The 11,738-nt window shown below is 47.1% G+C and carries 7 protein-coding genes and 1 pseudogene; 4 read left to right on the top strand and 4 right to left on the bottom strand.

Translation table 11 applies throughout. The features are described 5' to 3' along the window. Positions 1-41: 41 nt before the first annotated feature. Complete coding sequence (locus ACXX53_RS06590; protein ID WP_458567835.1) at positions 42-836, top strand: HAD family hydrolase; 795 nt, start codon at positions 42-44, stop codon at positions 834-836. Between the two features lie 49 nt (positions 837-885). On the opposite strand, the gene ACXX53_RS06585 is transcribed toward ACXX53_RS06590, so the two are convergent. Next, positions 886-3,219 carry a DNA topoisomerase 3 gene (locus tag ACXX53_RS06585; RefSeq protein ID WP_458567834.1) on the bottom strand — a complete coding sequence of 778 codons (2,334 nt, stop codon included), beginning with the start codon at positions 3,217-3,219 and terminating at the stop codon, positions 886-888. Between the two features lie 872 nt (positions 3,220-4,091). Between ACXX53_RS06585 and ACXX53_RS06580 the strand changes: the two genes are divergently transcribed. The 3 genes and pseudogenes from ACXX53_RS06580 (at position 4,092) to ACXX53_RS06570 (ending at position 5,021) form a co-directional block, all read left to right on the top strand. After that, the gene (locus ACXX53_RS06580; protein ID WP_458567833.1) at positions 4,092-4,388 is read left to right on the top strand and encodes a transposase; all 297 of its coding nucleotides are present in this window, start codon (positions 4,092-4,094) and stop codon (positions 4,386-4,388) included. 163 nt (positions 4,389-4,551) lie between these two features. Beyond that, positions 4,552-4,770, top strand: a pseudogene (locus tag ACXX53_RS06575) (IS3 family transposase); the annotation flags it as partial. Between the two features lie 11 nt (positions 4,771-4,781). After that, the gene (locus tag ACXX53_RS06570; protein WP_458567832.1) at positions 4,782-5,021 is read left to right on the top strand and encodes an integrase core domain-containing protein; all 240 of its coding nucleotides are present in this window, start codon (positions 4,782-4,784) and stop codon (positions 5,019-5,021) included. A gap of 128 nt (positions 5,022-5,149) precedes the next feature. Here ACXX53_RS06570 and ACXX53_RS06565 read toward each other — a convergent pair whose 3' ends face one another. From ACXX53_RS06565 to ACXX53_RS06555, 3 genes are all read right to left on the bottom strand, one after another. Then, complete coding sequence (locus ACXX53_RS06565) at positions 5,150-6,724, bottom strand: peptide-N4-asparagine amidase (RefSeq protein WP_458567831.1); 1,575 nt, start codon at positions 6,722-6,724, stop codon at positions 5,150-5,152. 85 nt (positions 6,725-6,809) lie between these two features. Beyond that, positions 6,810-6,959 carry a hypothetical protein gene (locus ACXX53_RS06560; protein WP_458567830.1) on the bottom strand — a complete coding sequence of 50 codons (150 nt, stop codon included), beginning with the start codon at positions 6,957-6,959 and terminating at the stop codon, positions 6,810-6,812. A gap of 1,452 nt (positions 6,960-8,411) precedes the next feature. After that, positions 8,412-11,735 (bottom strand): DEAD/DEAH box helicase, encoded by a 3,324-nt coding sequence (locus tag ACXX53_RS06555; RefSeq protein ID WP_458568360.1) that lies wholly within the window; start codon positions 11,733-11,735, stop codon positions 8,412-8,414. Positions 11,736-11,738: the final 3 nt, after the last annotated feature.

Here is an 11,738-nt window from a genome sequence, read left to right as displayed (position 1 = left end):
AAGGATAGAGGTGAATCGCGGTGCATAGAATTCCGCAACCAATGACACAAATGCCGTTGAAGCAGACGCTGTTCTTCGACCTAGACGATACACTTGTATATTGTAATAAGTACTTTTATGCGGCGATTGATCAATTTCTGGACTTAATGACAACTTGGTTTCAATCCTACCGTCTGACCTCTCAGGAGATACGAGCGATTCAGGCAGAAAACGATATTCAGGGTGTTAAGGTTCAGGGCTTTGCCAGTGAGCACTTTCCTCAATCCCTGCAAAAGACTTATGCTTATTTCTCGGGTTTAACTGGCCGTGAACAATCGCAGGATGAGTGGGATCTGCTATGGAAGCTCGGCATGAGTGTATACAAGACCGAAGTTGAACCATACCCCGGAATGATTGAAACGCTGGACGAGCTTCGAGATCAAGGCCATGAGTTATTCTTATATACAGGTGGAGAAACCGTTATACAGCAGCGTAAGATTGAACAAATGAGCTTAGCCAATTACTTCGGAGATCGCATATTTATTCGGCAGCATAAGACAACTGAAGCGCTGCATAGCATATTGGAGCAGCTGCGAATTGATCGATTGCAAACGTGGATGGTCGGCAATTCATTGCGGACTGATGTTGTTCCGGCTCTAACCAACGGGCTTAATGCAATTTATTTGAAGCAGCCTAATGAATGGGCCTTTAACATGGTCGAGATGACGGCTCAGCCTAAAGGTGCATTCTTCACGATTCATAAGCTGACTGAGGTTCCGCAGATTATTAAGCAATGGCAAAACAGCGATTCTGCTCCTGTGGACGTCGCGATAAGTAAACAGCACACGCACGAATGAAAAAAGCTTGGCATTAGCGCCAAGCTTTTTTGGTGTCTGTGAGGATCTTTTAAGTCGACTCATCGATACCCAGATCCCCAGTCGATGGATTGGATAGCACCAATCGTCCTTTATATTTCCGATCACCGCTGCTAAAGGTTAGCAATTGTGTACTCCCCTTCTCTAGCAGGTCATGTAACATTGTCTCAGATATTTTCTTACCTGACGCCTTCTGCTGCTTCCAGATGACAAACTTGCATCCCTGTTTAAAATGAGAGCATCCGAAGCCCTTATTCCCCTCGATGATTGTCCCACCGCAGCCAGGTCTTGGGCATGCTCCCAAAGAGGTTAATGCTCGCGGTGCAGCATTCGCTGAAGTTGATGCTTTCGTGGTTTTTGATTTCGCTGCTCCATCACTTTTCGATGGTTGCTGTGAAGAGCTGCTTGATTTCTTATCTCGAGCCGAGCCCGAGCCGCGTTTCTTCGGTGCTTCCTCCTGCATCTGCTGAATAAGCTGGCCTGACAGCGGCCGCTGCTTGTCCACGCACTCGATCACATGACGGGTAAACTTACGTACTGCTTCCATGAACGTTTGGTTTGAAGCATCGCCGCGAGCAATTTGAGTCAGCCTGCGTTCCCACTGCCCCGTCATCTCTGGTGATGTCAGCAATTGAACACCCGCATGGCGAATAAGCTCAACTGCAGTCTTGCCTTTCAGTGTCAGCATGATTCGTTTGCCTGTCATCGAGACGTATCCGACATTTTTCAGGCGTTCAATCGTTGCCGCGCGCGTCGCAGGTGTTCCAAGCCCCGAATCTTTCATGGCATCGCGCAATTCTTCATTTTCTAGATGCTTGCCAGCGCTCTCCATCGCTTTAAGCAAAGTGCCTTCCGTGTAGGCTTTCGGCGGCTGGGTGGACTTCTTATCCACGTTCAGTTCTTTCACCGTGACAGGCGTGTCCTGAGCAATCTGAAACGTCTCAGTTCCCGTCCATTCCTCGGTATCATCCTGCTGGTTCTTATCGTTATCTTCATCGGATCCGGATTTCTTTTTGTTCTTACCGGAGCTTTTGCTCTGATCGTCCTGGTCGTACAGCACCTTCCAACCGCGATCCGTCCAATGCTTGATGCTTGTCTTAAAGGTTTCCGTTTCGACCTGGGTCATGATCGTGTACAGCGTGTAGACGGCAGGCGGATAGAAATGCGCCAGCATTCGCCGCACAACCATATCATAGATCTTCTGTTCATCTGGAGCTAGCGTTCCCGGTCGCTTCTTCGTCGGCAGGATGGCATGGTGGTCTTCTACCTTGGACGGTTGGCAGACCGCTTTATTGCCTTTATGCACTCGATTCGGCTCAGCCTTGTCTACCCATTCACGATATGGCTCGACGCTGCGCAGCATACGCAATGCTTCGTGCATGGAAGCTATATTCTGCTCAGTAACATAGTTCGAGTTCGTTCGTGGGTAGGTGATTACCTTATGCTTCTCATAAAGCGCTTGTGCGATATCAAGCGTCTTCTTCGCGGAGAAGCCGTAGCGTCCGTTCGCTTCACGCTGCAGCAGCGTTAAATCATATAGGCGGTATGGGTATTCCTTGCCTTCCTTCACCTGATAATCAGCGATTGTGCCAGGCTTGCCGACTAGAGATTGCTTCAGCCGCTCCGCTTCCTCTTCATCGCGAATTCGGTCGCCAACTCGAACACCTTTATAGGTCACTTCACCCTGCTGAAACTGCGCTGACAGATCATAATAAGTGTCCGACTCAAATTGATCAATTTCCTGCTGGCGATCGTAAATGAGCGCAAGCACGGGAGTCTGCACTCGACCAACAGATAGCAGAGTGTTGTGGCGAGTAGTGAACGCTCTTGAGGCGTTCATCCCGATCAGCCAGTCCGCCTCGCTTCTAGCTCTAGCTGCTAATGTTAGATTCGCATAGGCGCTGGCATCCTGGAGCTCATCAAAGCCGCGACGAATCGTCTCCGGTGTCAAGTCGGAGATCCAGAGACGCTTCACTGGCTTGTTCCATTTCCAATATTGCTCGATCAATGCAAATATATATTGGCCTTCACGCCCGGCATCGCATGCATTAATAATCGAATGGCAGCCTTTCGCCAGTTCACCGATCACTTTCAATTGTTCTTTCGTATTGCGGGATGCGACGATACTGAACGAGTCCGGCATAATAGGCAAATCACGAAAATTCCATCGTTTATACTTAGGATCATAGCTGTCTGGCTCCGCCAGCGTAAGTAGATGGCCAATCGCCCATGTTATGATATAGCGGTCACCTTCCATATGTGTACGGTGCTTTCTCGCTCTCGGCTCGATCACCTGTGCAATTGTCCGTCCCATATCCGGCTTCTCTGCGAGAACAAGAATTTTACCTCCGTTTTGGCTGTCCATCTATGCCCCCCTCTCTAGAGTCCGTATATTAGTGTAACAGATTCGGACAAATCTCGTTATATATTAATGATCATTCCTATGATCCAAAGTAAAGACTTTAGAAGGTGGTTTACATAATAATTTATATGTTACTAGTATGCGAACATTACTTACTGAAACCATCAAGCTTCCTATTTATCTCGCTCTGGACGCTCTATCCCTGCTGTGGCTCGACTCTGTAACACGGTTATTCAACGTTATCTCACCTAACATGCGAGTTCCGCACGCTGTAACGGGGTAAAAACCTGTTATCTCGCGCGAGCCACCCCATCCCTGCAGTACCTCGACTCTGTAACACGGTTTTTCCCCGTTATCTCACCTAACATGCGAGTTCCGTACGCTGTAACGGGGTAAAAACCTGTTAGCTCGAGTGAACCTCCCCATCCGTGCAGTGCCTCGGCTCTGTAACACGGTTATTCCCCGTTATCTCACCTAACCTGCGAGTTCCTCACGCTGTAACGGGGAAAAAACCTGTTAGCTCGCGCGAGCCTCCCCATTTCTGCTGTGCCTCGAATCTGTAACACGGTTTTTCCCCGTTATCTCACCTAATATGCGAGTTCCGTACGCTGTAACGTGGTAAAAACCTGTTATCTCGAGCGAGCCTCCCCCATCTCTGCAGTGCCTCGGCTCTGTAACACTGATTTTCCCCGTTATCTCACCTAACATGCGAGTTCCGCCCGCTGTAACGGGGAAAAAACCTGTTAGCTCGCGCGAGCCTCCCCATTTCTGCTGTGCCTCGGCCCTGAAACACGGTTATTGGACCTAGAATAAAAAGTGAGCACCGTTTAATATCACACAGATAATGAAAATAATAAGACAAAGAGGTGTCAGATATGAATGAGACAAAACAGCGGGACAACGAGACGTTTAAACGTGAAGCAGTGAAGTATGTGCAGGAACAGACGAAGAGCCTAGATGATGTAGCTAATGAATTAAATATCAATCCCGGTACGCTACGCGGCTGGGTGGGGAAGTACCGAGAATTCGAAAATGAGCCTATAAAGCAAGCGGAAGCCCTTCGCGAGAAATCTCAATTTATAGAAGATCAGAAACGCGAAATCGAGGATCTGAAAGAGGAGATTGCCATCCTAAAAAGGGCCATGCACATCTTCAGCAAAGAAATGAACTAAGGTTCCAATTTATCGAAGATCACCGCTCCGACTTTCGATTGGAGAAGATGTGCAGTGTATTGAAAGTGCCCCTGGGCGGTTTTCACGCATGGCGAGCAGCTGAGGCGTCTGAGACAGACAAACGTAGGGAAACCTAAAATGGCACTTCTTCGACTCGGATGAAACCTACGGAAGTCCGAGAATACGCAAAGAACTCGTGAATGAAGGTTGGACTGTATCAGAGCGTACGGTTGGCTTCATCATGCGCGAAAACGGACTTCGCTCGTGTATGGCGCGTAAGTTCAGGGTTGTTACAACAGACTCCAATCATGACATGCCAACCTCATCCACCACTCCGATCGAGGTTTCCAGTATGCCTCCAAAGATTACCATGATCAGCTAGAGCGGTTTGGTATGAAGCCATGCATGAGTCGTAAAGGTAACTGTTATGACAACGCCTGTATAGAAGAATTTCATAGCATCTTAAAGCGTGAGTTTATTTACAGCAGACCAAAGTTCAGAGCCAAAAAAAAAGCGCAGCAAAAGCTATTCCGCTACCTCGAGTTCTTCTACAACCGGAAGCGATCTAACAGTATCCTCGGATATATGTTGCCGGTACGCTTTAAGCAATTGTACTACGAGAGAGCAGCATAACTTAAGGGTGTCCACTTTATTGACAGAAGAGCAATTTCCCAGTAATTCCATCCCCTTATCTATGTGATGATCAGAAACTGACACGCAGAAAAAGATCGGCATCTCAATCCGTTAGCCCACAGTAGATTCTAAACATAACGAGTCATGAACATGTTGTCGCTTTCGCTTCTGTACGTTTCGACGCCGCCATGCGTCATGATCGTACGTTGGTAGTTTTTGTTGTTCGAATCTTTGAAATCGATATGGCATGTCGTCGACCCATCGGTAACATCGCTCTGCGAAGGCGATCTCTGCAGTACCGCATACCCTTGCGTATTCATATATAAATGACTCCGGTACGGCTCGTTCAAGTCCGAATCTTCCAACCTTTGAAGTTCCGTGATCGTCTGGCTGAAGTTGGAGGAAATGCTCATCGCCTTTGGCTCCTCGGCATGCAAATACGACATCGCGCTATCCGCGGTATATGTAATCTCCCGATGGAGCTTCGTCGTTTTTCCCCCAGGGCCGGATAAATTTTCATCGGTGATAACCACCTGAGCGTTGTGCCCGAGCTGCCAATGACCCGTCTCATAATTCGTTTGATCGTTACTCATGCGATAACTGGACGAAACCGAGGACACGTACGAACCTTCGGACGTTTCAACAACACCTTCGATTTGGTAGCTGTTCCCGGCTTCTTCATTGGTAAATTTATTTTCTTCCGAGCCAAGCATCGGGGCATCTCCCTGGGACGACACTCCCGTATAAGCAAGCGTGTTCTTAGTTATTTTCCCCGTTGTAGGTGACCCATTCGTTCGGTACAGGAACATCGAGCCGCTCATGAGCCAATAATTAACCCCGTTAACAACCTTGATCGTCAACATATGTTTGCCGCCTAACAAACCTGCGAACGGCGTCAGGTTCACCCGATACGGAGGCATGTTCATCGTCCGGATGGCGGTCACCGGCCTCCACAACAGCGGATTAATGCCTCCTGTATACAATACGATTTCAGGCCATACGGAACCGGCAGGAATTTGATCGATGTAGATTTCGATTTCGCGAAAAGCAGCCGAGTTCGACCACCAGAACTCATCGTTGTTTTGGGCAATAGCGTATAAATCCAGGTACAGTTCTTTCATATCGTCCGGCAGCTCCAGCTCGATTTCCATGATCCCCTCTTTATTGACGGTATGAGGCTGAGGGCTGACTGTAATAGGGACAATGTTGTCTGGAACGCCTCGATCCAACGGATTCCGCTGTGCAGGTTCAATCGAAACTGCAGGATAAAATTCCAAAGAAACGGACATCAGCGGAATGCCGGTATGCAATTCGTCGAGATAATTTTCCAGATTAACGGTAAACGATACTTCGTCGATGAGGACGGGCAAATATGTCGTAATATCCTTTTGAATCTTCCACTGGATCCCTTCCTTGGATGGCTCTGGCGTACATCCGACAAAAATTTGCGTATTGTCCGCCCACACTTGCATCAACCGGTCAAACTGGCGCCCGGCTTGAGTGCCCGTAATCGTAAGAATTACTTTTCCCCACGTTCCCGAAGGGAGGAACACTTCATTCGATACCGGCGATTGCGCGTGTCCGAATGCTTGCTGTACCATAATTTGCACGACGGTTGGAGTTGATGAGGGAATCTCTACCGGCAAGTCCATCTCGATGGGGTTGTCGGTTTTAGCAAATTGCTTGCTGATTGAACTATTCACTGATATCTCTCCTCTATTTCGTAGAATGCAACTTCTTCTGATAAGATTTGAGGATACTAGCATAGCAACTCAAATCACGAAAATTCTATCGTTTATACTTAGGATCATAGCTATCTTGCTCCGGCAGCGTAAGTAGATGGCCAATCGTCCCTGTTATGATATAGCGGTCACCTTCCATATGTGTACGGTTCTTTCTCGCTCTCAGCTCGAGCACCTGCGCAATTGTCCGTGCCATATCCGGCTTCTCTGCGAGAACGAGAATTCCCCTCCGTTTTGGCTGTCCATCTATGCCCCCCTCACTAGAGTCCGTATATTAGTCTAACAGATTCGGACAAATCTCGTTATATATTAATAATCATTCCATGAATTCAATGTAATAACTTTGGTCAACGGTTTACATAATATTTTATATGTTTCTTATATGAAACATTACTTGCTGAATCCCATATGCTTCCTAACTATCTCGCGCAAGCTTCCCTATCCGTGCAGTGCTTCGACACTGTAACACGGTTTTTCCCCGTTATCTCATTTGACCTGCGAGTTCCGCACACTGTAACGGGATAAAAACCTGTTAGCTCACGCGAGCCTCCCCATCCGTGCAGTACCTCGGCTCTGTAACACGGTTTTCCCCTGTTATCTCATTTGACCTGCGAGTTCCGCACGCTGTAACGGGGTAAAAACCTGTTAGCTCACACGAGCCTCCCCATCTCTGCAGTACCTCGACTCTGAAACACGGTTTTTCCCCGTTATCTCACCTAACCTGCGAGTTCCGACAGCTGTAACGGGGAAATAACCTGTTATCTCGCTCGAGCCTCCCCGTCTCTGCAGTGCCTCGACTCTGTAACACGGTTATTCCCCGTTATCTCACCTTACTTGCGAGCTTCGCCCTCTGTAACGAGGAGGAACTATAAATGCTAACTAAAAGAAGTACACTTTTGCTTGTGTAAGTATGTTCTAAAACAATAGGGATAATCAGCCGAAAAACAACTGTTTTGCGATATCAAGGGAAATATATGTACGATGAAGATTGTTGTACATCACAGCGTAATTGAATGGCGTTAGTTAGATCCCATCCAGCGTTTATGTACAAGCATATACAATCAAAACGGTACATTTGGATTCAATCATTTACACTTGTGCTTTCATAACTCAGGATTTGCACTTTATTGAGTGTTGTTCTTGAAGTGTTGTGAACCGAGGAAGTGTGGATTAAATGTAAATGGGCGAGGAATGTGAACTAGTGACAATTATTTATATTAACTACATTAAATATCATTCCTTGATTGTGATACAGGTCAAAAACACTGCTGTTAAGGGGAATTCCACAAATTTCGCCTGATATCGAATTTTATTTAATACCATTAAATATGCAATATAAATCGAAATCAAAAACAGTTGGTCAGATATAATTAACTACATTAAATATCAACTACAAATCTACCCTTGTCTAATAAATCACTGTCTCACTAGGTTGCCCAATCGTATAAAGTTTGCATTATTCTACGTACCAGCTCAATAGGCAAACTTGATAAACTCCTAACTAATATTTCGACTGATATCGTTTTTTCAGAGTGATCTGCCACATCAGCAACTCGCACACTAGGTCGTTTTGAGCCTGAGACGTCGGCTTTGGACGTCTCAGGCTCATGAAGTACCTACAGACTAGCAATTGAACGGCTGAGACCTCTCATCCTAGCATCAATATTTCGCGTATATCCTGCTCCGTGAGGGAGGATAGCTCTTCATGACCAGGTTGAACCACTTCCTCGATCAGCTGCATCTTCTTATGTTGCAGCTCATACATCTTCTCTTCGACAGTCCCCTGGGTGATGAGACGTATCACCTGTACGACCTTCTTCTGCCCGATTCGGTAAGCGCGGTCCGCAGCCTGCTGCTCTACAGCGGGATTCCACCATAGGTCATACAAGATAACGGTATCCGCTCCGGTAAGATTCAGCCCTGTTCCGCCAGCTTTTAACGAGATAAGAAACATGTCTCTTTCCCCGTCATTAAATCGGTTGCAGAGCTGAACTCGTTCCGCTAAAGGAGTCTGCCCATCCAGATAAAAATACGGAACCCCTTGATAAGCCAGGTTACGACCGATGATGTCCAACATCGACGTGAATTGGGAGAACAATAGAATTCGCCTTCCAGCACTGCGGCACTCCTCTATAATCTCCAATAGCTGTTCGAATTTAGCCGAGCTTCCCTCATAGCCCTCAACGAATAAGGCAGGGTGGCAGCAAAGCTGCCGCAAGCGTGTTAACCCAGACAATATCTTGATCCGATACTTTTGATAGCCATCCTCACTAAGATGCTTCAGAGTCTCCTGTTGCAGTTGTGCTAAGTAAGCCATGTACAGCTTCTTCTGCTCAGGCAGCAGCTCAGAGGCCTGCACAGACTCAATTTTCTCAGGGAGCTCCTTCAGAACTTCTGTCTTTAACCGGCGCAAAAGAAACGGACGTACGCGCTTGGCAACCATTTCTCGAGGCAAGTCATTGAACTCTCTTCTACCTGGGAACAAATCTGGGAACACGACATCGAATATGGACCACAGCTCCTCCAGTCGATTCTCCACAGGGGTTCCAGTAAGAGCAAAGCGATACTTCGCTTTGATTTCTTTCACAACCTGCGCTGTCAACGTGTAGTAGTTCTTAAACACCTGCGCTTCATCCAATATCAGCGAATGAAACATCTGCTCTTCATACAGCGCAATGTCTCTGCGCAGCAACGGATACGATGTTATTAGAACATCCACTTCCGATACATCCTGCAGAAACGAGCTGCGATCTGTACGGTTGCCATCAACGATCGTCACGCGAAGCTCAGGAGCGAACTTCTGAATCTCATTGCGCCAATTATATACTAGTGAAGATGGAGAAACGATAAGCGCTGGCTGCTTCTGCTCTCGGATCTCAGCCAGTTCAGAAACGATAAATGCGATACTTTGCAGCGTCTTGCCCAAGCCCATATCGTCAGCAAGAATACCGCCAAATCGATAATGAGCTAACGTCTTCAGCCACTGGTAGCCGTATATCTGATAATCTCGGAGCACGCCCTCCAAATGTTCGGGTACTACGAAATCCAAATTATCGGGGTTGCGCATATTTTCGAGAAGCTTACGGAATGATTTGCTCAGCTTAATCGAGCTGCCTAACGGCTGAGTGTCCAGCAGATGCAGTCCACGAGCGACCGGGAGTTGAGCCCTTGCCCCATTCCATTCCCGAAAATGAATGCCTGTCTCATTCATGAAGCGGACGATCTCTTGAAACTCCTCGGTCTCAAGCGGCATTAACGCACCGTCTGGAAGACGATAATACTTGCGCTTCTCATCCAGCGTCTGAAGCAGCTTACGAATATCCGATTCAGGGATGCCGTCGATCTCAAACTTAAATTCCAGCCAATCGGTACGCTCATCAACATTAACGCGAATAACGGGTGCAGCATTTTCCTTGAAAATTCGAAGCTTAACTGCAGTAGTGGCGTGTATCTCTGCCAGCGGTTCCAACTGAGGAACAATATGATACAAGAATTCATATTCCGAATCTTCATCATCCAGAAAATAACCGTATTCCGTCTTCGTAAAGGAGCAATGATCCATGAGCTCCAGAATACGATGTTCCTTCTCTCCTTCGCGCACAAGAATGCGTTCAGTTCCTCCCCTATACCCATTGGCGTCTAATGGATTAATGACGATCTCGCCATAATGAAATTCCAAGCCAGCAAGCAAACGCCCTCTTACTCTATCCAGATACAGCTTAGCCTTAAGCGGAACCTGCATCAATCGATCCGATACCTCTTTAGCGATACGCACACTGCCTAGCTTCATCAGCCCCGGAATAACCTTTTCCATAAAAGGCTCCATCTGTTCCGGCGCTAATTGAATCTGTGGATTATATGAAGATGCGAGCATCAGTTTCATATCAGATAGACGATTGCAATCGTTCACTGGCAGCTTAATGAGCTTACCCTCACATAGAACAACACCGTAATCCTCCATAACGGTGACCTGATCCAAGCCCTCTATATCCAACTGATAGCCCTCAATTCCAGCTTGTTCAAATACAAAGTTCAGTGGAATCAGCTCATCCGAGACTTGAAGTCCATCATAGGTCTTTCCGTTATGCCTAAGCTTTACCATCGGTGACTTCTCTAACAGCGGAAACAAGGATTCCCATGAAAATGGCGGGATAAGAAGCATCCGATCACCGCTTAAGCTGATGGATGGTACGTAATGCATCTTAGACGTAGCGTGAAACATTCTCTCATGCCGATAGATCTGTGCTAGATACTGCAGCACAACTGCTTGCTCTGGGTGAAAGCGGTAGCGCTCTGGCTCATATGTAAAATACTTAGAGAATTCGTACGCAACGCCGCGATCAATTCGATCAAGGAGATCACGGATCCTCTGCACCACGTACAGCCTTTTGGGCCCCAGCTTCATTTCCACACCAAACATAAACTTCTCGTCCCCATATGCGAACGGTTTTATCGTGAATTCTACTTCTAGGCACTCTCTCGTATCGAAAATGGATCCGCCGCCGCCAGTACGCTGCTGTTTATGACCAAACAGCTCCATCATGCTATTCGATATGCGCATATCCCGTATGGATACGGTCGAATTCTCACTGCCATCGGCACGATCTTCGCGATGCCTCTCTACCTTAACGCGGCTTTCATCCGTATCATCATAATCCGAGAGGATTGGCAATCTGCCATCCTGCTGCATCTCCGCAATATTCAATAGCACTGCGGCGACATGCTCGCAGTACTTGAATGTAGATGCAAAGGAGCAACATGAACAATTCGCGTTCACATCACCACTTCGGTCTATCTTGACGTGCACCTGAACATCTTCGCTGCCATCTTTCACAACAGCTTCATACAAAGGATAATCGGGATCGATATCGTGAAAATATACTCGATTGGCTCGGTGATAGGCCTGTCCTTCTTCATATCCTGCTTTACCGCACAGCATCTTTATTAATCGTAAAGTCAAATAAGAGCTCACTGA

The sequence above is a fragment of the Paenibacillus marinisediminis genome (assembly GCF_054343325.1).
Note: the sequence above shows the minus strand (reverse complement) of the source record. Positions and strands in the feature narration are given on the sequence as shown.